A 24,672-nucleotide genomic window follows, 5' to 3' on the forward strand; every position below is an offset into this window, starting at 1 on the left:
TGCATGACTCAACTTCACTCTTGTCATCCCGCGACTTGATTGCGGGATCCAGCTTAAAATACTAAATTATTAATATTTTTTATTGTTTTTATGGACCACGTGGTCAAGCGAACTAGGTGACATAGTGGGGTTTACCGAGCCATGCAACAAGCCTATAGTACCGGACAATTTTTAAAAAGTCCTCGATGTCATTCCCGCGAAAGCGGGGATCCAGGCTAAAAAATCTTAATTTTAAAGATTTTTTATTATATCGTTTTTTTAGGATAAAACTTTAAAAAAGCTTTAAAGTACTAGATTCCCGCTTTCGCGGGAATGACATATAATAAAAATTGTCCGGTACTATAAAGCCACGGGGGTGACACAGTAGATTCCCGTCTACGCAACAAAGCAGCCTTGCGGGAATGATATAAAAAAATTTTATCTACTATTACCCTGACCTTTGCCGGTTGATTTATTAGTAGGGCTAGCCGACGGAGTAGGAGATTGTTTAGTTTTATGCATTGGCTTGTTCCCGGTCGTAAATTTGTTTATTAATTTTTGTGCTATAGCCGTAACGGGATTCTTGCTAGCAACATTTAAGTTTTTTGCAACGACTTGTGGAGGTTTGGTTGAAATAGGCTTTGTTTTAGGAGCCGGTGTTTCGATAGAGCTTGCATAACCTTGATGACTCCTTTTTAGCTCTTGTTTTGGGTTAGATTCTGAAAAAGGTGTAAAATCTTGGTATGGTTTATTTACTTCAGCTTGTTTTCTTTTTGGTGTATTCAAAACATTGTGCGTTGCCTGATGTTCGCTTTCGCTTATTTGTTTACCAACTTTATTAAATTTTGTTCTTTCTTTTATTGACTTTTCCGTATTTTCTGTTGACATAAATCCCCTATATTTAATAGCTGTTATTTTATTAAACCATTATTTATCAAGTCAAACAAGTTAATTAAAATTAAGTTAAGTTAAAATATTAGTTAGAAATATTAAACTGTTACTTTGGAGATACTCTATATTGTAGACAAAGTCTTTACATACTTTATAATAAACCAAATGTAGAAATAGAAGATGCATATGAGTGATAAGTTAGATCCTTATGAACAAGATACTAAAGATAATTTTGAAAAGCAGCAAACAATAATAAGAAGTAATATATGAGTTTTATAGAAGAATTTATAAATAAAGGATATTTCCATCAATGTACCGATTTGGATCGATTAACTACTATAACGAAAGAAACAAAAATAGCGGCTTATATAGGCTTTGACTGTACTGCTACATCGCTACATATAGGTAGTTTAATGCAGATAATGATATTACGGTTGCTTCAGCAGCATGGGCATAAGCCTATTGTAATTATCGGCGGCGGTACGAGTAAAATCGGTGATCCTACTTGGAAAGACGAAGCTCGTAAAATTTTAAGCAAAGAAGATATCGCTAAGAATGCTGAAGGGATTAAAAAATCTTTATCGAAATTTATCAAGTTCGGCGAAAGTGGAAGTGATGCTATAATGCTGGATAACGCAGAGTGGCTTGATTCTCTTAATTATTTAGATTTCCTACGGGATTTCGGTAGTTATTTCTCGGTAAACCGCATGCTAACTATGGATTCAGTAAGGCTAAGGCTTGAGCGTGAGCAGCATTTAAGCTTTTTAGAGTTTAACTATATGTTGTTGCAAGCATATGATTTTTACTATTTAAGCAAGCATTATAATTGCAGCCTGCAGCTTGGCGGTAGCGATCAGTGGGGTAACATTGTAATGGGAGCGGATTTAATCCGTAAAATAAGCGGCAAGGAAGTATTCGGTATGACGACGCCGCTACTTACGACCGCTTCCGGTGCTAAAATGGGTAAAACTGCTGCTGGGGCAGTATGGCTTAATGAAGACCTACTAAGCCCATATGATTATTACCAATATTGGCGTAATTGCGAAGATGCTGACATAGTTAGATTTGCTAAATTATATAGTGAGACGGAGGAAGAGCTTAATAAATTTGAGAGCTTAGCGGTTGAAGATATTAATGCAGCTAAAAAACAGCTTGCTTATGAGCTAACTAAGCTTTGTCATTCGGAGCAGGCAGCAAAATCAGCTTTAAAAACTGCGGTAAAGATATTTGAACAAGGAGAAATCGATGAGAATTTACCTACCGTTGTTTTAGAGCAGGAGGTATTACAAGCAGGTATTAGTGCGTATGAGTTATTTCATGAAGCAGGTCTTGCTAGCTCTAAGTCAGAAGCACGCAAACTTATAAGAGGGAAAGGTGCTAAAATAAATGATGAGGTGGTTGCAGATGAGAATATGATAATTAATACTACTTTCCTACTTGATAAAAATGTTATAAAGCTCTCTGCCGGTAAAAAAAGACATATATTAGTGAGGATTTAAGCGGTAATTCTTGAATATAAAATTAAATCGTGCTAAATTGAAACTATAAAATTCAAGTGGATAGGCCTGACTATGTTTCAGCGTAGTATTAAAGAAGTTATAGAGCGGCTTTCTCAGTTTTTTCCTGTAATTGGTATTACCGGTCCTAGGCAATCAGGAAAAACTACTTTAGCTAAAATGCTATTTCCTCATTTACCTTATGTATCGTTAGAAGATTTAGACATTCGATTGCAAGCAAAAGAAGACATGCGTACCTTTTTATCTAAATATCATAATGGGGCTATTTTTGATGAAGTGCAGCATGTACCGGAGCTATTATCTTATTTACAAGGTGTAGTAGATGCCTTGCCTCAAAAGGGAAGATATGTAATTACCGGTTCTCAAAATTTTGCTCTTAATCATAATATAACCCAATCTCTTGCAGGGCGTGTTGGTATGGTTACTTTATTACCTTTGAGTTTATCTGAAATTCAAAAAACGGAAAACCCTTTAACTTCTATATTTAAAGGGGGATACCCTTCTTTGCATAATTTAAATATATCCTCGCTTGATTTTTATCCGTACTATACTCAAACTTATATTGAACGAGATGTACGGCAATTACAAAATATTGGTGACCTAAATCAGTTTCGTAGTTTTTTGGGGTTATGTGCGGGTAGAATAGGGCAGATTGTGAATTTTTCTTCTTTGGCACAAGATTGCGGTATTTCACATACTACGGCTAGGCAGTGGCTTAACATATTAGAAGCAAGCTATATTATTTTCTTTCTCCATCCGTTTTATAAAAATTTTAACAAGCGACTTATAAAGATGCCAAAATTATATTTTTATGATACTGGTATTGCTTGTAATTTGTTAGGACTTGAACAAGATAAACAATTAGAAACTCATTACCTTAAATGGGCATTATATGAAAATTTAGTAATTTTAGAGCTTTTAAAAGGTAGATTAAATTTAGGGTTACCGGCGAATTTTTATTTTTGGCACGATAAAACAGGTCATGAAATAGATTGTGTCGGTGAGTGGGGCGGTAAGATAAAAGCGATAGAGATTAAATTTAACTCCACTTTGCAGAAAGATTTTATTAAGAATCTAACTTATTTTTCTAAATTTGATCCTAATATTGAAAATTATTTAGTTTATAATGGAAAGCAAGATGGTAGTTTTTTAAATACTAATTTAACCCCATTAGGACAAATCGCTCAGATATTAAAATGACTAAAATAAGGCTTGATGAATATTTGCTGCACAAAGGTCTTGTAACGGATATTACAATAGCACGAAGCTTGATTATCCAAGGTAAAGTACATAATAAGCATGAGCAGTTAATTAAGACTGGGATACAGGTTAATATAAATGACACCGACATTAAGGTAAAGCTACCGCAGCATAATTATATTTCAAGAGGAGCATTAAAGTTAATTGCTGCTTTGGATTATTTTAAAATTGATCCCGAAAATTTAGTTTGTATTGATATAGGTAGTAGCACCGGCGGTTTTACCGAAGTATTACTTGAACGTAAAGCAAAATTAATTTTTGCCGTAGATGTCGGTTATGGTGAACTTCATCCTAAATTACGTGACAATCCACAAATTAAAGTGCTTGAGAAGACTAATGCACGATATTTAACCGATAAGCAAATAACAACGAAGCCTGATTTAATTGTTTGTGATGCTAGCTTTATTAGTTTAACTACTATATTACCGACTTCACTAAATTTAGCTAAAGAAGATTGCATGCTTATTGCTTTAATAAAACCGCAGTTTGAGGTCGAAAAGCATGAAGTAGAGCAGGGAGGAATTATTAAAAATCCTCTCTTACATCAAAAAGTATGCGATAAAATCAAAATTTGGCTTGAAAAAGAGCACAATTTTAAAATATTCGGTATAATAGAAAGTCCAATACTAGGAGCTAAGGGAAATAAGGAATTTTTAATATGCGGAAAAAGAAAAAATGGTTATTTTTTATCCTCAATTTGAATTGTTTTAGTAATCATTGCATCTTCTAATGTATAATTATTCAATGTTTTTATAAATGCTTCACTTGCCTCTTTAATAAAATGTTTAAATTGGCATGAATTTGTAATTCTACAGCTATTAGTATTTTTATTGAAACATTCTACTATATCCATATTAGGTTCTAATTTTTCTATTATATCTCCCAACTTCATGGAAGAAGGGCTAAATGCTAGCTTAATTCCTCCTCCTTTTCCTTTACTACTATTAATATATCCTAATTGTGCTAATCTGTGGATCACTTTTACCAAATGATTAAGGGAAATATTATAGTACTCTGATATCTCTTTTACACTACAAACTCTTTCCGGTTTTGAAGCAAGATATATAAGGCTACGTAATCCGTAGTCAGTAAAACTTGTTAACTGCATAAAAATTTTATTTATTTTTACCTTGAATATACAAAAAAACGTCTATATAAGTCTAGTTACTATAATATGTATTTTAAATGCATATTATGCAAATTTCAAATTTATATTATTAAAAAAAGAGTTATTATGTCTAGAACAACTATAGTGAAAGAAATAAGAAAAGCTGCTGAGCTATTTAAGAATTTTGATATTACTAAATCTTTAAATTTTTATGGAAATTTAGCAACTAAATATGAAGCAGTGGTAAATGAATTTTTTAATAGTAATAGTTTTAATACTGAAAAACCTGAGAAAGGAATACAGCCAAATGCAATGAAAAATTTTTTAAATCTTACCGGCATTAGTATTCTAAAGGTTTTAAGTTCATATAGTGAAACAGATGAAGTAGATCTTTTAGAAGTAATCCAATCAGCATTAGAGAATGATCATAAATTTAAAAATGCGGTATCAAAAATTGTCGGTATACATGTAGGGCGTAATATTCCTTCAGAGTTATATCAACCTGTTGCTGAAGAGCTTATATCAAATGTAGATGAGGGTAACAAGCTGGTAACGGAAATATTAAATATAGTAGGAAAGCATTTTGTAAGTACCGAAAAGAAGCAATACGATGAATTAAAAGAAAAGTATAATATAGAGAGTTTTGAAAGTCATAAAATAAAAATCGAAATAGAAAGTGCTGATAAAAATACGGCAAAAATAAAATTTTATAGACAAAATGAACAAAAAGTAATACCGCACAAACATGGGCAAGTTATTACTGTTAAAGTAGGAGAAAAATACAGTGAATTTACAGTTATAAAAAGAATTTACAGTTATAAAAACTGGTTATGATGAAGAAGGTTATTATTATGAATGTCTAATAAAGAAAAATCCTAATGGAACTGTAACAAATTATCTATTTGATTCTGAAAATCAGCTAGTAAAAGTACACCCTTCATATATTGAATCGGATATAGAAAACAATAAAGATCTTGTTCTGATCAGCGGCGGGTCGGGAGAAAGTCATTCTATTTCTAGAATTAATAGTATAACAAATGAAGAAAATGTTAAGCTTCCTGCCGTTATTCACATTATTCACTCTACTAAAAATAAAAACAGTGACACATTTCAATTAGATGCAGCTGTAAAAAAATTAACTGATATTGCAGCAATATGCGATACTGAAATTCACTATGATAAATTTTATACTCAAGATAGTTATAATAATATTAATGAGAACGATAATATACATTATCATACCGGTAGAATAGCTGAAGAATTTTTATTAGGTATGCTAAAAGGCAAAACTTATGAAATTTGCGGTCCTCATTCTTTTAACAATCATGTGCAACATATATTAGAAGAGAAAATGGGGGTTATGTATACTCAGATTCATATAGAAGAGTTTTGTTCATCAGGAGGAGACTATGATCCATCTCTAAGCGGACAAGAGGGGTTATCGAGTATTTGCCCATTTATAAATATGTAGTTTTATAAAAATATAAAGTTAAATATTGCTTATATATTCTAATTAGTGTATTTTCGTTACGGATAAGCATTATAAAAATTATAGATAGGTGGGTTTATCCCACCTTTTTTGTTATAAACATCGAATATGCAAACTATTGAACAACAAATAACAAATGTAATAGAAGAATCCTTGACGGATATGGGGTTTGAGTTAGTTCTTGTTAAGTTCAAAGGTGTTAATCCTAAAGTAGTCGAGATATTAATTGATAGCTTAAACGGTGAAAAAATATCTGTGGAAGATTGTACTAAAGCAAGTAGAACTATCTCCGCTATTCTAGATGTTGAAGATTTAATAGAAGATGCCTATTCTTTAGAAATAGCATCAAGCGGTTTAGAACGTCCGTTAGTAAAGTTTGAAAATTATAATAGATTTTTAGGAAGAGAAGTTAAAATCAAACTTAAAGAATTATTGAACGGCAAAACTCGCTATCAGGGTGAAATAATTAAAGCTGAAAATAATAAAATATATTTAAAATGTGAAGAGCAAGAATTAATAATTGATTATGATTTAATTAAAAATGCTAATCTAGTTTTAACTGAAGAAGTATTTAGAAAATTACTAAGTTCTGCGAAGGTTTCTAATTGATTTACTATTTTGAGGTATTTTTAAAAAATAACCAAAATTAAATCTTTTTAGAAATTGTACGCAAGAACCTAAAGCAATAAGAGATAATGTATGTCTAATATAGGTAATGTGGAAATTTTACAAATTATAGATTCTGTAGCTCGTGAGAAAGGAATATCAAAAGAAGTTTTGATTTCAACGGTTGAACAAGCGGTACAAGTAGCAGGACGAAAAAAATACGGTAATGAATATAATATTAAAGCTCAAATAAATAGGAAAACCGGCGAGATAAATCTTTTAAGAATTCTAAAAATAGTAGAAAATGTAGAGGATTACTTAATGCAAATCTCACTTAAAGAAGCTTTAGCTAAAAATCCGGAAGCTAAAATCGATGGTGAGATATATGAATATTTACCGCCGATTGATCATGCTAGAGTGTCGGCTCAAGCTGCAAAACAAGTTATAACTCAACGTGTTATAGAAGCTGAACGTGAGAAACAATATCATGACTTTAAAGATAGAAAAGGTGAGATTATAAACGGAACAGTTAAGAGAATAGAATATGGTGATGTAATAATTGATTTAAATCGGGCTGAAGCAATAATAAAGAGAGAACAGCTGATTAAAGGCGAGAATTTTAAGCCGGGTGATCGTATTAAAGCATATGTACAGGATGTAAGGCCAGAAATAAAAGGGTCTCAGATTTTCTTGTCTAGAGTAGATAACCAAATGCTGGTTAAGCTATTTAAGCTAGAAGTGCCTGAAATTCTTGAAGATCTTATTCAAATAAAGGCAGTAGCACGTGATCCCGGTTCAAAAGCAAAAATAGCGGTATTTGCTTCGGATAGTAGTATAGATCCCGTAGGTTCGTGCGTAGGTATTAGAGGCAATAGAGTAAAAGCCGTAACGAATGAGTTAAACGGAGAGAAAATTGATATAGTATTATGGAGTAATGACCTTGCACAGTTTATAGTTAATGCTCTTGCACCGCTTGCACCCGGGGAAATTACAAAAATTTTGATTGATGAGGATAGGCATAAGGTAGAAGTAGTAGTTTCACAAGAAAATCAAAGTATCGCAATAGGTAGAAGAGGGCAGAATGTTCGTTTAGCTTCTAAGCTTACCGGTTGGAATATCGATATAATGACCGAAGAGCAAGAATCAAAAAGAAGAAATGAAGAATTCTTAACTTCTACGGAATTATTTATGGAAGCTTTAGATGTAGAAGAAGTTATAGGACAGCTTTTATCAGTAACAGGGTTTAATTCGGTAGAACAAATTGCAACTATTGAAGTTAGTGCTTTAACAAGAATCGAAGGCTTTGAGGAAGAACTTGCCGTAGAGATCAAAAATCGAGCTATTAATTACGTCGACCTTAAGAATGAAAAGATTATCAAAAAGCTAGAGGATCTGGGAGTTGAGCAAGAATTAATAGATATATTAGAATTACCGCTTGAATTAATATTAAAGTTTGCCGAATATGGCATAAAGACCATAGAAGATTTAGGAGAGATGAGCGTAAATGAATTTAAAAATTTAGCTCCAAATTCTAATATAACGGACGAAAATATTAAATTGCTGATTAAAATTGCTAGACAGCATGGTGAGTTAAAAGATAGTTAGTCAGTTCGTCATTACGAGAAGAAACTGCAAGTTTTGACGAAGCAATCTCAGGATATTTGACGAGATTGCTTCGCAGCCTATGGCTGCTCGCAATGACGGAAAATTGAACCACGCAGGCAAGGTTCTACGGGAATTACGTTGGTATACGGGATTATACAATTACTTTTTCTTCGTAATAGACGAAAAATAGAAACACAAAGGTTTTAAATATGACGGATAACCAGGAAATCAAACCCAAAAAGTTGACACTTGGCAATTCAAAATTATCGCTTAATAAGTCTTTTGACTCTCTTACAGGAGCTCAAAGCTTTGTTAATGCTAAATCTAAAACGCTAGTAGAAGTTAGAAAAAGCTCTACCGGTAGTACTACTACTCTTTCATTAAATAAAGAAAGAAATAGCTTAGATCAAACTGCTATTGATGCTAATAAGGAAGAATTTAACAGACGTTTATCTATTCTTAAAAAAGCTGCTGAGCAATCTAAATTAAATGACCCTTCACAAATAAGCACTTTAAGTAAACTTGCAAGTATTAACCATTCTGCTAACTCAAAAATAGAAACGCTAGAAACTGAAGTTGAACAAAAACAGCAAAATACCGAAGAAAATAAAGTAGAAGTTAGTGCTAAAATCGTTCAAGATAATGAAGATATACCGTCACAAATATCTAAAAAGAAAGAAGAATCTTTTGTAAAGTCTCCTTTAGTAGGAATGCGAACACGTTACGGGATAGAATCAGAGAAAGAATTAGATAAAACAGCAGATAATAAAGTAGTCGCACCAAAAATTAAGCTAGAAGAATCGAAAAAATTCAAAAAAGCCGATCTTTTCAATATGCTTGGCGACGACGAAAGCGGTAGAACTAGAACTAGAAGTCTTGCTTCTATAAAAAGAGCTAGAGAAAAAGAAAAGCGTAAATTAGTATCACAAGCACCTGAGAAAGTATATAGAGAAGTGACAATACCGGAAGTTATCGGAGTCGGCGATCTTGCAAATGCTATGTCTGAAAGAGTAGCAGATGTAATTAAAGAATTAATGAAGCTCGGTATTCTTGCAAATGCCAGCCAAACAATAGATGCCGATACGGCGGAACTAGTTGCAACAAATTTAGGGCATACGGTAAAAAGAGTTCAAGAATCGGATGTTGAAAATGTTTTAATTAGTGATGATAAGGTTGAAGATTTGAGAACGCGTGCTCCGGTTGTTACAGTAATGGGGCATGTCGATCATGGTAAAACATCATTACTTGACGCTCTTAAATCTACGGATATTGCTGCAAGTGAAACTGGAGGAATTACCCAGCATATCGGGGCTTATAGAGTAACTCTTGCAGACGGTAGAGCGATTACTTTTATTGATACTCCGGGTCACGAGGCTTTTTCGGAAATGCGGTCAAGAGGTGCTAAAGTAACGGATATAGTTATTATAGTAGTCGCAGCAGATGATGGAATCAAAACGCAAACGGTTGAGGCAATTAATCACGCAAAAGCAGCGGGCGTTCCTATAATTGTAGCTATTAATAAGATTGATAAGCCTGATATTGATATTGAGCGTGTAAAGAACGAATTATATGTCCACGAAATTATAGGTGAAGAGGCAGGTGGTGACGTTATGGTTATTCCTATCTCGGCACTAAAGAAAATTAACTTAGATAAACTTGAAGAAGCAATTTTATTAATTGCAGAAATGCAGGATTTAAAAGCGAGTCCTTTCGGTTCGGCTGCCGGTGTTGTAATCGAGTCAAAAATCGAAAAAGGACGAGGAACGCTAACCACTATATTAGTTCAGCGAGGTACTTTAAGAAACGGTGATATTATAATAGCAGGTAGCTCTTACGGTAAAGTTAAAAAGATGACTAATGATAAGGGATTAGAAATAGTGGAAGCAACACCGTCTGTTCCTGTAGAAATTCAAGGTTTAAATGAAGTACCTTTTGCCGGTGATAAATTTAACGTAGTACAAAATGAGAAACAAGCAAAAGATATAGCCGAATATAGAATGCGTCTTGCTAAAGAAAAGAAAATATCTATTGCACCGCGTTCAAGTTTAGAGGATTTGTTTTTAAAAGCTTCCGGTAATAGTAAAATTAAGGAATTACCTTTAATTATTAAAGGTGATGTCCAAGGGTCGGTTGAAGCTATTTCAGGTAGCTTATTAAAATTACCGAGTGATGAAATAAAGCTTCGTATACTTCATAGCGGCGTAGGTCCGATAACGGAATCCGATGTATCTCTTGCACATGCTTCTTCGGCTATTATTGTCGGCTTTAACGTTAGAGCAGGGGTAAATGCTTTAACTGCCGCAGAAAAAGAAAAAGTTGATATTAGATATTATAGTATAATATATAATTTAATTGATGACGTAAAAGCCATTATGAGCGGTATGCTTGATCCGATCGTTAGAGAGCAATATATCGGAAGTGTGGAAATCAGGCAGGTATTCAATATTACCAAAGTCGGTAAAATCGCCGGTAGCTATGTAACTAAAGGGATTATTAAGAAAGGAGCGGGCGTACGTTTATTACGTGATAATATAGTCATTCATGAAGGAAAGCTCAAAACTTTAAAACGCTTTAAAGATGAAGTTAAAGAAGTTAGAGAAGGATATGAGTGTGGTATAGCATTTGAAAATTACGAAGATATTAGAGAAAGAGACACAGTTGAAGTTTTTGAGCTAGTTCAAGAACAGAGACAACTATAGTAGAATTTTTATTATATGTCATTCCCGCAAGGCATTGGTCTTGTTGCATGGCTCGAAAAACGCACTCGGTGTCATACCTTGGCTTGTCCACGGTATCCAGAAAAACAACTAAAAATATCAATAATATTGATATTTTTAACTGGATCCCGTGAATAAATCACGGGATGACAGGAGGAAAATCGAGCCATGCAACAAAGCTCAAGGCATTACCCGCGTGGATGAATTTCACCTCTGTCATCCCGTGGTCCCTCCTATAGTACAGGACAATTTTTATTATATGTCATTCCCGCGAAAGCGGGAATCTAGTACTTTAAAGCTTTTTTAAAGTTTTATCCTAAAAAAACGATATAATAAAAAATCTTTAAAATTAAGATTTTTTAGCCTGGATCCCCGCTTTCGCGGGAATGACATCGAGGACTTTTTAAAAATTGTCCGGTACTATAGACCCCTCTACGGGATCTAGTTAAAAATACTAAAATTATTAGTATTTTTTATTGTTTTTATGCACCTAGTTAGCAAGCGAACTAGTTGACACAGTGGGTTTTACTGGCTCACGCAACAATATTCTGCTTTCGTGCGAATAACATTTAGTAGAATATCCATCTTTGATAAATTAATCAATTTTAAGCAAAATATAATAAAAAGTTAATAATTATTAGCCTTTATCTTGACCTCCTCATAATTTCTATTATAATGCAACGCTGATTATTATAATAAGAAATGAGGAAGACTTATGGCAATAACATCAATTTTTAATAAGTTACAAAATTTAATCCCACATAATATTTCTCCAAAGCCAGCCTCCTATCTTGCTAACGATGAATTTAATTATCGTTCAAAGGAAGAATTGAAAATTTGGGGGTATAAAGATACTCTAGGCATCTCTCAAATCAAATATACTGATATTATGAATGAGCTTGATGGTAGCGAAAAAGTAACTGACACAACTGAAAGTAAAGGCTTTTTCAGTACATTTAGTTCATCATTAAAAACAGTTTATGATTTTGGAGTAATAGAGTTTTAATATTATAAAAAATACATCTAGTATTCTTTCTTCTAAAATTACTGAAACTTTTAATCTTGTGAGTAATAAAGTTTTTTCTTATTCAGATAGTAATGCGGAAAAAGCATTTAATTCCTTAGATCAACTTAAAACTCTTTATGATAATGAGTTAGTAGAAGAAATTTTAAATGCTTCTGAGAATAAATTAGATAAAATTTTTGAAAAGGTGACATATAAAGAATTAGTAAGAATCATTAGTAATATTTCAAATGATAAGCTAGCAGCAATAATTAATAACGTCTCGGATGAAAATCTAGAAAAAATCGTTGATAGTATTTCAGATCAAAACTTACCGATGATATTACATTTGTTACCTGCTGAAAAAATCAAACAAATAATGATTTTAATACACGGAGAAGAGACTATAAAACAGTTAAAAAGTCAACAATTATTAGAAGAAATTTTAAACATTTCTGAAAATGAATTAGATAAAATTAAGACCACAAAATTAGCAGAATTAATTAGTGATATTTCAGATGAAAGTTTAGAAAGAATCGTTGATAGTATATCAGATCAAAACTTACCAAAGATATTGCATTTGTTACCTGCTGAAAAAATTAAACAAATAATGATTTTAATACATGGTGAAGAGGCTGTAAAACAGCTAGAAAATCAGCAATTATTAGAAGAAATTATAAATACGCCTGATAGTGAATTAGATAAAATTAAGATCACATATGAAAAATTGGCAGAATTAATTAATAATACTTCAGATGAGGATTTAGAAAGAATTGTTGATAGTTATAGTTTATCAGGATCGTTAGTTCAACAAATAATAACCCTTATATATAACAAGAAGTGTGCAAAGCAAGAATCAGGTGAAGTATCTGATAGTGATTCCGGGTTCTCTGATTATGAAGATGAAATAGAAGTATCAGGCAATCAAGTAGGATTTTCTAATAGTGATTTTACTACGAAGTTATCAGGTAATGATTTTGGATTCTTTGATTATGAAAGTGATGTGTAGTATATTTATAATAAACCTCTTATGTTAACCTATCTTATGGTAGACAAAAAAATGGATTCCTGTTTTTAGCAGTTTTGTTGCATGGATCAAAAAACCTACTTTATGTCATTCCCGCCCCCGTGGGAATGACATAAAACAAACCATGCTTTTAACTAGGAGCGACATAATTTATTGCTATTTTAGCATCAGGCTGGCGTATATAAAGCGGTTCGATAGAGCTATTTAACTTTATACCGTTTGATAATCTACTAGCAATATATCTACAAATAACCCATGCTTTAACTCGTGCAAAACGTGGCAAGGTTATTATATTCGGTAAATGTATAATTTGGTGATATATAAATTCAAGCCCACTACCGCAGCAAACTATATTCCCTTTCTCATTTGCAAGCAGTTTTATAGCATACTCGAAATCTATCAATAACGGCTCTTCTATTTCTCCTGATTTATGAAAAACTTGCATATAAAGCTGTGAGCGATAAGCGTTTAAAAAGACATATATTTTATCATAATCTTTAACTTGAGTTATGGCTCTAAAGTAAGCATATTCAAAATTGCTAACCGCTACTGCTTTAATATTTTCCTTGGCAAATAATATACCTTTAGCACTAGCAAGTCCTATCCTAATACCTGTAAAGCTACCAGGACCTAGAGTTACCGCTAAATAATCTAGATCATCATATGAACATTTAGCCGACTTCATCACGTCTTCTATCATAGGCATGAGATTCTCTGCTTGCATGGAAGGGCGTAATTCTTCTATATATGCCAAAATATTCTCATTTTCGGATATTGCTACCGATGCAGTATTATTGGCTGTGTCAAATGCTAGTATTTTCATAGGTTATTATTTGAATAAGTCACTATGGGTGCCGAGTGTACCGGAAAATTTTTAAAAAATCTCTTATGCCATTCCTGCGAAAGCAGGAATCTAGGCTAAAAAAGTCTTTTTATTATATTGTTTTCTTTTTGAGTAAAGCTTTTAAGAATCTTTACTCAACTGGATTCCCGCTTTCGCGGGAATGACATAGAATAAAATACCAGAAGTTTGCAAAATCATATTAAATTAAGTTTTTTATACATTTCTTTATATGAAGAATATTTATTAATATTTAGACCTTTTGCTGATTCTTCTAATATTTTAATTGATTCTGCATTTAATTCTTTTTCCTGTTCTATTTTATGATATATCGCTTCTCTTACAAAATTCATAATAGTATTATTTTTATGTGCAGTATGAACTTTAAGAAAATGATGTAGTTCGTTTGGTATATCTATGCTTAGTCTAGTCATATTACATACTTATTTAAGTAATTACTTAAATAAGTATATCATTAAAAAAGAAAAATAAAAGTAAAAATATAGCCTCTAAGAATTATTTAAAATATACTCCATAAAAATTTGGCGTGCTTCAACTTGTCTATTATTATGAAATAAATATCTATTAAAAAAATAGTTTGTTAAGGTTAAAGCTTGCCTTTTTTCTTCTAATGTAAACTCACTATCATCTGAAAGTAAAAATTTTGGTAAAATCAACAATTTATCTTTGTAGGGTTTCCCTACTTCATATGATAATGCTCTAGCTGATTTAGGGGATACATAAGTTAAATCAGTCGTAACATGACTCACGCCGCACTTGGTAAGATCAAGCTTATAGCCGGTCTCGGCAAGTAAAGCTAGCTCAAAATTAATATAATCACGGAAACAAAAACTCTTTGATAAACTATCCAGATAATTTACTAGCACGGAGAAAAAATTAGAATGTTCTTCTCTTTCATGAAATAACTCTTTGATTAAAGATATAACGGAATTAAAGGCATATAATTTAGCTTTATTTATGATAAAATAACCGGTGTAAGATTTGATGAGTTCGCATTTAGCCATGCCTATATGTTCGTGTAGTCTTGCCTGCCAAAGAAAATCTACAATATTTCCTTCTTGATATATAAATTTGCTTTTTTTAGAAGATTCTTTTACAACTCCCGAATATAAACCATGATTTTTAGTAAAAACCGTAATAATAAATGTATTTTCTTTCAAAGGTTTTTTAGCAATTATTACTCCTACATCTTTGATATTCATAGTTTTTCCTTGGTGTCATACCGCAGCTTGACCGCGGTATGACATAGAGTGTTTTTTCACTCCACCCAATAACCCTCTAGCTTCCTTAGAATCCCCTGTATATAATATATTTTTATACCCTAGTTTGATTGCAGTAAATAAAGCGGCGTGATCCTCTCCTACATTTACGGTAAGCTCTAAAACTTTTTTCGGAAATTCTTTACTTAAAATTTTAAACATGTAATCAATTGCTAGCATACCGTAATATTTTACGCTAGAGGCATGATTTGTTAATATCAACTGCTCTTCTACATTAGATAAAAAATTGCGTGCTTCTTCCAAATTTCTTATTTCATAAACTATATAGTCAAATGATTTGAATTCACTGCACGAGTCACTCGTCGCACTCCTATTAGTTATAGGCTTCGCTCCTTGCTCCTTGTAATTAAATCCAACTGATTTGACTATACTCATTTGATTATCTCTTTTAAATCCTTTAAATGTGAGACGGAAGATATAAAGTTATATGTTAAATTCTCAAGTTTAGAGCAGATAATCTTATTAAATCCAAGCTTTACGGCTTCTTTTATTCTTGTTTCTGCTTTTGCAGTTTTTCTTATCTCACCCGATAAGCTTATTTCGCCGAAAAAAACGCTTTGTTCAGGAACCGGCTTGCCTGCTGCAGCAGATATTAAGCTCGCTGCTACTGCGAGGTCCGAAGCAGGATCGGCAATTTTAAGCCCTCCAGCGATACTTAAATATACTTCATAATTAGCAAAATTAAGTCCTATCCTACTACTAAGCACGGCAAGTATCATTGATAATCTATTAGCGTCCCAGCCCACCGCAAAGCGTCTAGGAGTTACCATATTTGAAGGTACTATGAGGGCTTGTACTTCCATAAGTAAAGGTCTTGAGCCTTCAATTCCTGCAAAAATAGACGTACCTATAACGTTCTGCTCTCGCTTCATCAAAAATAGTTCAGACGGATTTGTTACTTCAATAAGCCCGCTGCCGCTCATCTCAAATACTCCTATTTCACCCACACCGCCAAAACGATTTTTATATGAACGTAAAATACGGAAATGATTATTATGATCTCCCTCGAAATATAGCACGGTATCAACTAAATGCTCAAGTATCTTAGGACCTGCTAGCTGACCGTCTTTAGTTACGTGACAGCTTAGTAAAATAATTATATTGTTTTGCTTAGCATAATTAACAAGTTCATTTGCACATGTACGAATTTGTGAAACAGTGCCTGGAGGCGAGGATAATTCTTTTGTGGTAATTGTTTGAATAGAATCAATCACTACTAAATCAATATTATTTTTATTAGCTTCTATACTCGCAATAATATCTTCCAAATTAGTGGCTGCTAAAATATAGGTATTATAGTTAGTTAGATTTAACCTTATGGCCCTTAATTTTATTTGGTCTAATGATTCTTCGCCCGTTATATATAAGCAATTCATCTTTGATGCAAAGTTACTTGCTGCTAGTTGTAGTAACAAAGTAGATTTGCCTATGCCAGGGTCTCCTCCTATTAATATAGCAGAACCAAGCACCAAACCGCCACCTAGTACTCTATTTAATTCGCCTATAGGGGTAGGGATGCGTAACTGTTTGGCTACGTGACCTGAAAGCTTATCGAAATCTTGTTTGTTATCTGTTTTAACAATTGCTTTATTCGTGCTTACTATCTCTTCGACAATACTACCCCATACACCGCAGTCAAAGCACTGCCCCAACCATTTAGGACTAGTATTTCCACAGTTAGAACAGATATAATGCTTCTTGTCTTTGGTCATGTTTTTAAGCTATGATTCATTGTGAAGCGTTCCTATGTCATTCCTGCGAAAGCAGGAATCCACAAAAATAGTCTTAATTATTACATACTTGACTAAGTAAATATATAAAAATAAGTTTTTATATATTTCTTACTGGATTCCTGCTTTCGCAGGAATGACAGTAAATCTTAAAACCAACAGCTTACTCTTACCATATAGTTTTTCACGTAAAATTTCAATATTTTCATCTAAAGCATAATCATCTAGTTTAGCCATCTCAATAACTATGATAGTACCGTCTCTAAGCCAGTTATTTTTTATCAGCAATTTCATTACTTTAGTTACTATATCTTTATGATAAGGGGGGTCTATAAATACAAGATCAAATGATTCATTTGCTTTCGGTAGATTTAAAGCATTAATATTAACCAAATTAACATTGTTTTCAATGTTTAGAGATTTAGCAAATCCTTCGGCTATTTTTAACGAAAATGGGTCTATATCAATTAAGGTAGCAAAACCTGCTCCTCTTGATAGGCTTTCAAAAGCAAGGCTACCGCTACCGGCAAATAAATCGAGAATGTGGGTATTTTCGTTAAATAATTTATTACCGGTAAACTCACCTGAGGTTAATATACTAAATATTGCCTCTTTGAGCTTACCGGTGGAAGGTCGATATTTGATATTTTTAGCAGTAGGTATAATTTGGTTTCTATATTTACCTGATATTATTTTTAACACTTATTTAGTTATATGCTTCTTTTGTTGAATTTGGTTTTTTTTTCGTCTTTTATTTTTTCGACAAATCCTTTGCCTTTAGTGTTAGGCTTAAATTTTGCTGCAAATTTACCAGGCTCTGTTTGTTGTTTTTCTACAGTTTTATCTTTCTTTTCTTTTATTTCTACTTTTGGCGTTTCCTGGTTTAAATTATTTTGTGCTTGTTTTAAAATATCTTGTTCTTTAGCTTTATCAATATTATTATTTACATTATTTAAATTTTCTTCCCTTTCTTTAGATTTTTCTGTTTCAGCTTTTTGTCTTGCTTGTTGTTTTTCTGTTACTAATTCATCAATATTTTCAGGAGGTGGTGAGATATATTTATCTATACTGCTAGTCAAATTTTCAAATGATTTCTGAAGATTGTGTAAAGGTTTTTGAGTAAGTTTATAAGTTCCGGTAGCGACTAGACCTTCGGCTAAAATACCTGCTCCTAGAATAACAGCTTTAGTAGCAAGGGCCGTGCCGGTGACCAATAATACAGGCATTGCTACAAAAGGTGCAGCTGCTACTGCAAGACCTGCTACTACGGCAAGCCCTACTAAAAATTTCTTACTTGCTAAAAAATTTGTTACGCTGCTAATTCCTGATGTAGTAGTTTTAGCAATTTTTGTACAAAACTGTCCTACTCCGGTTTTCAGAAACCAACCGCTTTTTTCTCTTGCATGAATTTTATCTTGTAATTTAGCATGTTCGTTAACATTGACAGATGTTTTTTTACCGTCTTTATCTTGATGATCTAAATTCCCTTTAGCCTCATCTTTAGTATCATGCATCTTTGTAGCATCATCGATTTTTGCTTTATCAAAATCTGCTCCTTCTTTATTAATTCCGGCTAGATTTGCTGCTTTTAGATTAGCTTGCTTTAGATTTGCTTCTTTGAATATAGCCTCAAACGCTTCTGCTCCTTGCATGTCAGCATTTTCAAGCACCGCTTTAGTGAAATCGGCTTTAGTAAGATCGGCACGCTGCATAATTGCATTTTTAAAGTTAACTTCCTTAGCATTAATATTTTTAGCAATAGCATCAGAAATATTTAATCCTTCAGCTTCTGCTTTTTCTAAAGTAGCATTACTTAACTTAGCAAATTGTGCAGTTGCATTAGTAAGCGTAGCGTTTGTAAGATCGGCATATTCAAGATTTGCTTTATCAAGCTTTGCTTTTGTTAAATCAGCGTTCTTAAGTTTGACACGCTGCATTATAGCTTCTCTTAAGTCAGCTTCTTTTAAAGATAGTATATTTTCAAATTCAGCATCGCTAAAATAGGCATTCCTTGCAGTTATACCTTGCATGTTACATTGCTCTTTGAATTTTGCTTCTAACGCACGTGTTTTATTCATAAAAGCATTTTCAAGATCAGTAGAAACGATATTTGCTTGATCTAGAAGTAATGGTATGGACCTCCCTATATACGGAATCAATAATAATGTATTATTGTTCTAGAATAGGAAATTAATCCTAGGCAACAACAAGGAGGTCCAAATGGAAGTTACCACAATTGGCATAGATATTGCAAAAAGAATTTTTCAAATTCATGGATTAGATAAAAATGGCAAAGCAATATTAAAGAAAAAATTGATGAGAGATCAGGTGTTGAGTTATATAGCTAACTTACCAAAATGTTTAGTAGGTATGGAGGCTTGCGGCGGAGCTAACTATTGGGCAAGAGAAATAACAAAATTAGGTCATGAGGTTAAACTAATAGCACCACAATTTGTAAAACCATATGTTAAAACTAATAAAAACGATCAGGCAGATAGCGAAGCGATTTGTGAAGCAGTAACAAGACCGAATATGAGATATGTACCGATAAAAAGTGTAGGACAACGAGATATTTTGTCGATTCACAGGATAAGAGCAAGGTTGGTAAAAAATCGTACTGCACTTGCCAATGAGATAAGAGGATTACTAAATGAATTTGGTTTTACTATTCCTCAGGGTATAAATAAAGTTACTGCTAAATTAACAGAAGTTTTAGATAATGGCGGTTTAAGCCCAATAAGCTATACAACATTCATCGAGTTAAAAGAAGAATTTATAGATAATGATAAAAAAATAATAGAGCTAGAAAAGCGATTAAAAATATTAGCAACAGAGTTAGAACAATATAAACGTTTAACATCTATACCCGGTATAGGTTTAATTACTGCTACAGCATTGATAGCTTCAATAGGTAATGCAAAATATTTTAATAATGGTAGACAATTATCAGCATGGCTTGGTTTAGTGCCAAAACAACATTCGAGTGGAGGTAAAGAGAGGTTACTTAGTATAAGCAAGAGAGGCGATACTTATTTACGTACTTTATTGATTCAAGGAGCAAGAGCGGTATTAAATGCTAAGCTAAGGTTTACAACTGAAGCACAAAAAAACAAAAAGGATTTTACTAGATTTACCCAGTGGATGTATAATTTATCGGAGCGATGCGGGCATAATAAAACTACCGTTGCTGTAGCAAATAAATTGGCACGAATAGTATTCGCAGTATTATGTACCGGCAATGATTACAACGAAACTAAAGTTTGTAGTTAATTAAGGTAATAATATATTGTTGAATTGCCAATATTAACTGAATAAATTAGATAATAATATATGTAAAAATTCCAATCCGAAATATGCGTGAGAGATAATATTGATGGTGAATAAGACAAACCTTAACCTACGAAAAAACTGATTAACGCACAGGCTCTATAGAAGCCGTCGAAGTGATAAGTAAAAGTTTGTAGGCAAACGAATTCCATCAGGGCTATACGGTAAATATACAAGTAAGGTAATTTATCAATTATAAGTTGGATACATGACTGCATTTGCTTTTTAGCTATTAAATGTTATTTTTTTTTGCATTATTAGGGAGGTCCATACATGCTTTATTTCTAATGATGGTGCCAATATTTTTTATATTATCAGGGTTCTCAATTACGGCGATCAAGTTCTTGCACCTAAACTCTTTAATTTTATTAGCTCTTGTGCGAAGAGTCGGTTTAGACTTTTGTTTTTCTTCCATAATATATTAAATAGATTTATAAATATAAAAATTATAAAAGACGCTAATACATAATAACAAAAGAAATATCATTATGGCGGAGAGAGGGGGATTCGAACCCCCGACACGTTGCCGTGAACACGCTTTCCAGGCGTGCACCTTAAACCGCTCGGCCATCTCTCCAAAATTTTTAGCATTGCCTGTATGGCTTCCTATGTTATTCTCACAAGGTATTTGCGTGGATCAATTTCACCTATGTCGTCATCCCGTGGCTTGACCACGGGATCCAGTTAAAAATATTAAAATATTAGTATTTTTTATTGTTTTTTTGGATATCGTGGTCAAGCCACGGGATGACACCGAATGCGTTTTTTGATCCACGCAACAATACCACTCGCAATGACAACTCGGTATCCATGTGGGTAATGCTAAGACTTATTCTTAGAAAAAATATTATTAGCTTCTTCTAGCTCATTTTTAGTATTAACACCAACAATTAAATCATGATCAGTAGACAATAAATATGAAACTTTTTCACCGTGATTTTTACATATTTTTACTATTTCAGTTAAATAAACTTCCTTATTATCGTTAGTATTAGTAGCAAATAAAGGTAAGTATTTATTTAAAATTCCGCTACTGAAAGCCATAATACCTGAATTACAAAGCTTTATATTTTTCTGTTCTTCAGTTGCATTTTTATATTCGATTATCTCTAAAAATCCGCCATTTTTATCTGTAGCTATTCTTCCATATTGAGCCGGATTTGCTCTCTCAAAGCTTAAAGTAACTAATGCAGAATTAGTAAGGCTTAAGTAAGCTATTAATTCATGCATAAGTTTTGGAGTAATAAGAGGATGATCACCATATAAAACTAATATTGTTTTATTTTTATCAATTAAATCTATTGCTGCATAAGTAGCATGAGCTGTGCCTTTAGGTTCTTCTTGCAGTACAAAGCGACACATATTTTCATAGGACGTTAAATGTTTTTTAAGTTCTTCTGAATAAACTATAATTACATCATTTGTGACGTTAAGCGAATTCTTTAATACCGTTTCAAGCATTGGAACTCCGCCAACTTTATGCATTACTTTCGGTAAATCGGACTCCATTCTAGTACCTTTACCGGCTGCTAAAATAATTATTTGATAATTTGCAGCGTTATAAGTCATTCTTCTCTTTGTATTATTTCGTAAACATCATCAGATAATTCATAATTACCGAAAACTCTTTGCACATCGTCGCTTTCTTCTAAAATTTCCACAAACTTTAGTAACTTTTCAGCTTTTTCCTTATCATCTATAATTATTGTATTTAATGGAATCCAGCCTATATAAGAGTCTTCAGGTATACCGTATTTGCCGGTTAAAAATTCTAGAACTTTAGAAAAATTTTCAATATCCGTATAGATTGTATGGAATATTTCATCAGATACGATATTATCCCCTCCGGCTTCTATTGCTGCCTCGAAAATATCTTCATTCGATGCTATGTTTGTTGGATACTGAATAACTCCGCAATGTTTGAATAAATAATTAACGCTACCTGTTTCACCTAAACTGCCACCGTATTTGGTAAAACCGGAACGCACTTCAGCAGCAGTGCGGTTTTTATTATCGGTTAAAGCTTCAACTATTATAGCAATACCGTTCGGTGCATAACCTTCATATCTAATTTCCGTATAATTTTCGGTATTAGCATCATCATCACTATTAATAGCTTTGTCTATTCTTTCTTTTGGGAGATTTTGACTGCGTGCGGCGGTTAAAGCGTTTCTAAGACGCGGGTTATTTTCAGGGATATTAGAAGAGCCGGTTTTAACTGCAGTAACTATTTCACGAATTAATTTAGTGAAAACTTTTGCTCTTTTTTTATCTTGAGCCCCTTTACGATGCTGAATATTTTTAAACTTTGAGTGACCGGCCATATTCTATCTAGAAACAATTAACCTTGTTTTGCTTTAAATCTTTTGTTCTTTTTATTTATTACAAAAATTTTGCCTCTTCTTTTAACTATTTGACAATCTTTATCACGTTTTTTTAGTGATTTTAATGAGCTAACGACTTTCATAAAATATACTTAATTACATTTAATTTGGACTAATAATAAACATTTTTATTTAATCAGTCAATTACCAATTTAAAGCATTTTTAAACAAAATACCATGTTTCGTGGTTTTTTATTGACATATATTAATAAAATAATGTATTATGTATTTATAAAAATTAAGAGATACCATATTTTATGGTTTTTTAAATATAAATTTAACCCATAATTATAAAAAGGTCAAATTATGAAAAAATATTCGCCATATGCTTTTAATCAAGCAACTATAAATGAAATCAAACAAAATGGAAGAGAATGGAGTTTAGACAAACCATATTATGATGAATTTCTTGTTAATTACCGAAATTAGTTTAAAAATTTGATCTATCTGAAATAATTACAAAAGTAGATTATCCAGGTAAACATGTATCCATATTTAATGCAGTAGGGGAGCTAGCATCCTATGCTCAGCTTGCTAAATGGGCTGAGAATGCTATTAAAGATGAGCAGCAAGGTGAAAATGAAAAAGCTAATAATCAATGGAAAGCTATAAAAGCAGTGTTAGAGTATGCTAAAACATCAGGTATAGATTATTGTAGTTTAACAAGAGGCTGGGAAAATAATAAAGGAGCAGCACAAGGCGATCAGATACTGAAACTACTAGAGAACAATTTACAAGAAACAAAAAACCATAAAATTAAATCAGAAATATTTAGTCTTATATTAGAAGAAGCAAATGAAGGAGAATACGGTTTATACGCTATTCCTAGTAATTATAAAAATAATGAAAATGTAAAACATGCAGCTGCAAAACATCAAGAATTTGTTAATGATGAGCTTGAAACATTAGCAGTATGTTGGGCTACTATAGAGCCTACAGAAGAATTATTTGAAGATGAATCTCTTGAAGAAGAATCAAATATTTCTCATAACGATTTTACTCCACCGCCGGAAATGCCGCAATATATAGACCTTGGTAATTCTGAGCAACTTGCAGCATTATTTAGTCAAGCAACAGCTCTCGCTAATAAAGCAACTTCAACACCTGGAAATTATCAAGCATGGCAAAATCATGCAGGTTCAATATTAAATAATGCAGAATTAGGTGAACAACCTTCTACTAGTTCAAATACCGCTAGCTCTAATAGAGTAGAGTTTAATGTTAAAGAAAGTATTAATGAAATCAATAAGTTAATAAAAAATTATAAAATAGTAATCAGTGAAGAATATATAAATAGAGTCTTAGAAACCGAAGATGCAGAGATAATAGATCAAGCTTTAAATAAGCCTCACTTTATTAAACAAGAACTTCTCATAATAGTAGAAAATCTTACGAAATCATTAGGTAATCATTACGCTTCTCTGAATTTTGTAAGTAAGTCTTTATTTATAGAGTCAGATGAGTTTCAAAATTTAGCAGAATTTATAGAAGATTTACTACCTATATTAGATAAAGAAAGTAAAACTCTAAAATATGAATATTGTAAAGTAATAACAGAAGGAACAAGTAATCCATTACAAGTATTAGGCTCTATGTTTGGTGGAGAACCATTAAATCCATTAAAAACAGCAGCAGAAACATATATAAAATGGTATGAAGAAAATTTTTCTAGAAGTGAAAATTTTGAAACTACCGAAAATAATTTAAACGACCACGGAGTCAGTTCTTTAGGTGATATACAACCTGACTTTGATCTAGATTAAGTCCCTAGTTTTTAAATATCATAACTTTCTTTGATTCATAAAGAAAGTTATGATACTTGCCTTTTTTCTTAAAAAGAATTAACAATTTCTATACATAAACCTTATATTTATTGAAAAAATTTTA

22 protein-coding genes, 1 tRNA gene and 2 pseudogenes are annotated in these 24,672 nt (G+C 32.4%); 12 read left to right on the forward strand and 13 right to left on the reverse strand.

Annotated features, from left to right (window positions below; genetic code table 11):
• Nucleotides 1-417: 417 nt before the first annotated feature.
• The gene (locus ACE38Q_RS03065) at nt 418-867 is read right to left on the reverse strand and encodes a hypothetical protein (RefSeq protein WP_500190056.1); all 450 of its coding nucleotides are present in this window, start codon (nt 865-867) and stop codon (nt 418-420) included.
• Nucleotides 868-1,136: 269 nt separating this feature from the next.
• Between ACE38Q_RS03065 and tyrS the strand changes: the two genes are divergently transcribed.
• From tyrS to ACE38Q_RS03080, 3 genes are all read left to right on the forward strand, one after another.
• On the forward strand, nt 1,137-2,369 hold the full coding sequence (gene tyrS / locus ACE38Q_RS03070; protein WP_500190057.1) for a tyrosine--tRNA ligase: 1,233 nt from the start codon (nt 1,137-1,139) through the stop codon (nt 2,367-2,369).
• 72 nt (nt 2,370-2,441) lie between these two features.
• Entirely contained in the window at nt 2,442-3,587 is a 1,146-nt protein-coding gene (locus tag ACE38Q_RS03075) for an ATP-binding protein (RefSeq protein WP_500190058.1), read from the forward strand.
• Complete coding sequence (locus ACE38Q_RS03080) at nt 3,584-4,348, forward strand: TlyA family RNA methyltransferase (protein WP_500190059.1); 765 nt, start codon at nt 3,584-3,586, stop codon at nt 4,346-4,348. Before ACE38Q_RS03075 ends, ACE38Q_RS03080 begins: the two co-directional genes overlap by 4 nt.
• Here the strand turns inward: ACE38Q_RS03080 and ACE38Q_RS03085 are convergent.
• Complete coding sequence (locus tag ACE38Q_RS03085; protein WP_500190060.1) at nt 4,327-4,755, reverse strand: Rrf2 family transcriptional regulator; 429 nt, start codon at nt 4,753-4,755, stop codon at nt 4,327-4,329. The two genes, ACE38Q_RS03080 and ACE38Q_RS03085, sit on opposite strands and share 22 nt — an antisense overlap.
• A gap of 126 nt (nt 4,756-4,881) precedes the next feature.
• On the opposite strand from ACE38Q_RS03085, the gene ACE38Q_RS03090 reads away from it, so the two are divergent.
• The 6 genes and pseudogenes from ACE38Q_RS03090 (at nt 4,882) to ACE38Q_RS03115 (ending at nt 13,184) form a co-directional block, all read left to right on the forward strand.
• The gene (locus ACE38Q_RS03090; protein ID WP_500190061.1) at nt 4,882-5,589 is read left to right on the forward strand and encodes a globin family protein; all 708 of its coding nucleotides are present in this window, start codon (nt 4,882-4,884) and stop codon (nt 5,587-5,589) included.
• A gap of 439 nt (nt 5,590-6,028) precedes the next feature.
• On the forward strand, nt 6,029-6,226 hold the full coding sequence (locus ACE38Q_RS03095; RefSeq protein WP_052326395.1) for a hypothetical protein: 198 nt from the start codon (nt 6,029-6,031) through the stop codon (nt 6,224-6,226).
• A gap of 126 nt (nt 6,227-6,352) precedes the next feature.
• Entirely contained in the window at nt 6,353-6,853 is a 501-nt protein-coding gene (gene rimP / locus ACE38Q_RS03100; RefSeq protein WP_500190062.1) for a ribosome maturation factor RimP, read from the forward strand.
• 90 nt (nt 6,854-6,943) lie between these two features.
• Complete coding sequence (gene nusA / locus ACE38Q_RS03105; RefSeq protein ID WP_500190063.1) at nt 6,944-8,455, forward strand: transcription termination factor NusA; 1,512 nt, start codon at nt 6,944-6,946, stop codon at nt 8,453-8,455.
• Between the two features lie 209 nt (nt 8,456-8,664).
• On the forward strand, nt 8,665-11,154 hold the full coding sequence (gene infB, locus ACE38Q_RS03110) for a translation initiation factor IF-2 (RefSeq protein ID WP_500190064.1): 2,490 nt from the start codon (nt 8,665-8,667) through the stop codon (nt 11,152-11,154).
• A gap of 733 nt (nt 11,155-11,887) precedes the next feature.
• Nucleotides 11,888-13,184: pseudogene (locus tag ACE38Q_RS03115) on the forward strand (SrfC family effector protein).
• A gap of 148 nt (nt 13,185-13,332) precedes the next feature.
• Here ACE38Q_RS03115 and tsaB read toward each other — a convergent pair.
• The 7 genes and pseudogenes from tsaB to ACE38Q_RS03150 form a co-directional block, all read right to left on the reverse strand.
• Nucleotides 13,333-14,025, reverse strand: a complete 693-nt coding sequence (gene tsaB / locus ACE38Q_RS03120) for a tRNA (adenosine(37)-N6)-threonylcarbamoyltransferase complex dimerization subunit type 1 TsaB (RefSeq protein ID WP_500190065.1) — start codon at nt 14,023-14,025, stop codon at nt 13,333-13,335.
• A gap of 215 nt (nt 14,026-14,240) precedes the next feature.
• Nucleotides 14,241-14,477, reverse strand: a complete 237-nt coding sequence (locus ACE38Q_RS03125) for a hypothetical protein (protein ID WP_500190066.1) — start codon at nt 14,475-14,477, stop codon at nt 14,241-14,243.
• Between the two features lie 75 nt (nt 14,478-14,552).
• The gene (recO, locus tag ACE38Q_RS03130; protein ID WP_500190067.1) at nt 14,553-15,266 is read right to left on the reverse strand and encodes a DNA repair protein RecO; all 714 of its coding nucleotides are present in this window, start codon (nt 15,264-15,266) and stop codon (nt 14,553-14,555) included.
• 15 nt (nt 15,267-15,281) lie between these two features.
• On the reverse strand, nt 15,282-15,608 hold the full coding sequence (locus ACE38Q_RS03135) for a hypothetical protein (protein WP_500191232.1): 327 nt from the start codon (nt 15,606-15,608) through the stop codon (nt 15,282-15,284).
• A gap of 107 nt (nt 15,609-15,715) precedes the next feature.
• Entirely contained in the window at nt 15,716-17,056 is a 1,341-nt protein-coding gene (radA, locus tag ACE38Q_RS03140) for a DNA repair protein RadA (RefSeq protein WP_500190068.1), read from the reverse strand.
• Nucleotides 17,057-17,185: 129 nt separating this feature from the next.
• On the reverse strand, nt 17,186-17,776 hold the full coding sequence (gene rsmD / locus ACE38Q_RS03145; RefSeq protein ID WP_500190069.1) for a 16S rRNA (guanine(966)-N(2))-methyltransferase RsmD: 591 nt from the start codon (nt 17,774-17,776) through the stop codon (nt 17,186-17,188).
• Nucleotides 17,777-17,780: 4 nt separating this feature from the next.
• A pseudogene (locus ACE38Q_RS03150) lies at nt 17,781-19,200 on the reverse strand (pentapeptide repeat-containing protein); the annotation flags it as partial.
• Between the two features lie 94 nt (nt 19,201-19,294).
• On the opposite strand from ACE38Q_RS03150, the gene ACE38Q_RS03155 reads away from it, so the two are divergent.
• Nucleotides 19,295-20,344: an IS110 family RNA-guided transposase gene (locus tag ACE38Q_RS03155; RefSeq protein WP_500190070.1), complete on the forward strand. Its 1,050-nt coding sequence runs from the start codon at nt 19,295-19,297 to the stop codon at nt 20,342-20,344.
• Nucleotides 20,345-20,890: 546 nt separating this feature from the next.
• On the opposite strand, the gene ACE38Q_RS03160 is transcribed toward ACE38Q_RS03155, so the two are convergent.
• The 4 genes from ACE38Q_RS03160 to ykgO all read right to left on the reverse strand — a co-directional run bounded on the left by ACE38Q_RS03160 (nt 20,891) and on the right by ykgO (nt 22,868).
• Nucleotides 20,891-20,978 (reverse strand) — tRNA-Ser (locus ACE38Q_RS03160).
• A gap of 245 nt (nt 20,979-21,223) precedes the next feature.
• Complete coding sequence (locus ACE38Q_RS03165; RefSeq protein ID WP_500190071.1) at nt 21,224-21,970, reverse strand: sugar phosphate nucleotidyltransferase; 747 nt, start codon at nt 21,968-21,970, stop codon at nt 21,224-21,226.
• Nucleotides 21,967-22,725, reverse strand: a complete 759-nt coding sequence (locus ACE38Q_RS03170) for a YebC/PmpR family DNA-binding transcriptional regulator (RefSeq protein ID WP_500190072.1) — start codon at nt 22,723-22,725, stop codon at nt 21,967-21,969. The genes ACE38Q_RS03165 and ACE38Q_RS03170 overlap by 4 nt, the downstream gene beginning before the upstream one ends.
• A 17-nt stretch (nt 22,726-22,742) precedes the next feature.
• Nucleotides 22,743-22,868 carry a type B 50S ribosomal protein L36 gene (gene ykgO / locus ACE38Q_RS03175; protein ID WP_004998227.1) on the reverse strand — a complete coding sequence of 42 codons (126 nt, stop codon included), beginning with the start codon at nt 22,866-22,868 and terminating at the stop codon, nt 22,743-22,745.
• Nucleotides 22,869-23,091: 223 nt separating this feature from the next.
• Here ykgO and ACE38Q_RS03180 point away from each other — a divergent pair, with 223 nt between their 5' ends.
• Nucleotides 23,092-23,214 carry a hypothetical protein gene (locus ACE38Q_RS03180; RefSeq protein ID WP_500191401.1) on the forward strand — a complete coding sequence of 41 codons (123 nt, stop codon included), beginning with the start codon at nt 23,092-23,094 and terminating at the stop codon, nt 23,212-23,214.
• 188 nt (nt 23,215-23,402) lie between these two features.
• The gene (locus tag ACE38Q_RS03185; RefSeq protein WP_500190073.1) at nt 23,403-24,548 is read left to right on the forward strand and encodes a hypothetical protein; all 1,146 of its coding nucleotides are present in this window, start codon (nt 23,403-23,405) and stop codon (nt 24,546-24,548) included.
• Nucleotides 24,549-24,672 lie beyond the last annotated feature (124 nt).

The sequence above is a fragment of the Rickettsia endosymbiont of Thecocarcelia acutangulata genome (assembly GCF_964263195.1).
GTDB classification, from domain to species: domain Bacteria; phylum Pseudomonadota; class Alphaproteobacteria; order Rickettsiales; family Rickettsiaceae; genus Rickettsia; species Rickettsia felis.

Coding starts and splice junctions, on each gene's coding strand:
- ACE38Q_RS03125 (WP_500190066.1), bottom strand. CDS start 14,477: ATGACTAGACTAAGCATAGATATACCAAACGAACTACATCATTTTCTT.
- nusA (WP_500190063.1), top strand. CDS start 6,944: ATGTCTAATATAGGTAATGTGGAAATTTTACAAATTATAGATTCTGTA.
- ACE38Q_RS03170 (WP_500190072.1), bottom strand. CDS start 22,725: ATGGCCGGTCACTCAAAGTTTAAAAATATTCAGCATCGTAAAGGGGCT.
- ACE38Q_RS03155 (WP_500190070.1), top strand. CDS start 19,295: ATGGAAGTTACCACAATTGGCATAGATATTGCAAAAAGAATTTTTCAA.
- ACE38Q_RS03090 (WP_500190061.1), top strand. CDS start 4,882: ATGTCTAGAACAACTATAGTGAAAGAAATAAGAAAAGCTGCTGAGCTA.
- ACE38Q_RS03165 (WP_500190071.1), bottom strand. CDS start 21,970: ATGACTTATAACGCTGCAAATTATCAAATAATTATTTTAGCAGCCGGT.
- ACE38Q_RS03065 (WP_500190056.1), bottom strand. CDS start 867: ATGTCAACAGAAAATACGGAAAAGTCAATAAAAGAAAGAACAAAATTT.
- ykgO (WP_004998227.1), bottom strand. CDS start 22,868: ATGAAAGTCGTTAGCTCATTAAAATCACTAAAAAAACGTGATAAAGAT.
- recO (WP_500190067.1), bottom strand. CDS start 15,266: ATGAATATCAAAGATGTAGGAGTAATAATTGCTAAAAAACCTTTGAAA.
- infB (WP_500190064.1), top strand. CDS start 8,665: ATGACGGATAACCAGGAAATCAAACCCAAAAAGTTGACACTTGGCAAT.
- ACE38Q_RS03075 (WP_500190058.1), top strand. CDS start 2,442: ATGTTTCAGCGTAGTATTAAAGAAGTTATAGAGCGGCTTTCTCAGTTT.
- radA (WP_500190068.1), bottom strand. CDS start 17,056: ATGACCAAAGACAAGAAGCATTATATCTGTTCTAACTGTGGAAATACT.
- tsaB (WP_500190065.1), bottom strand. CDS start 14,025: ATGAAAATACTAGCATTTGACACAGCCAATAATACTGCATCGGTAGCA.
- rimP (WP_500190062.1), top strand. CDS start 6,353: ATGCAAACTATTGAACAACAAATAACAAATGTAATAGAAGAATCCTTG.
- ACE38Q_RS03085 (WP_500190060.1), bottom strand. CDS start 4,755: ATGCAGTTAACAAGTTTTACTGACTACGGATTACGTAGCCTTATATAT.
- tyrS (WP_500190057.1), top strand. CDS start 1,137: ATGAGTTTTATAGAAGAATTTATAAATAAAGGATATTTCCATCAATGT.
- ACE38Q_RS03080 (WP_500190059.1), top strand. CDS start 3,584: ATGACTAAAATAAGGCTTGATGAATATTTGCTGCACAAAGGTCTTGTA.
- ACE38Q_RS03180 (WP_500191401.1), top strand. CDS start 23,092: ATGAAAAAATATTCGCCATATGCTTTTAATCAAGCAACTATAAATGAA.
- ACE38Q_RS03095 (WP_052326395.1), top strand. CDS start 6,029: ATGCTAAAAGGCAAAACTTATGAAATTTGCGGTCCTCATTCTTTTAAC.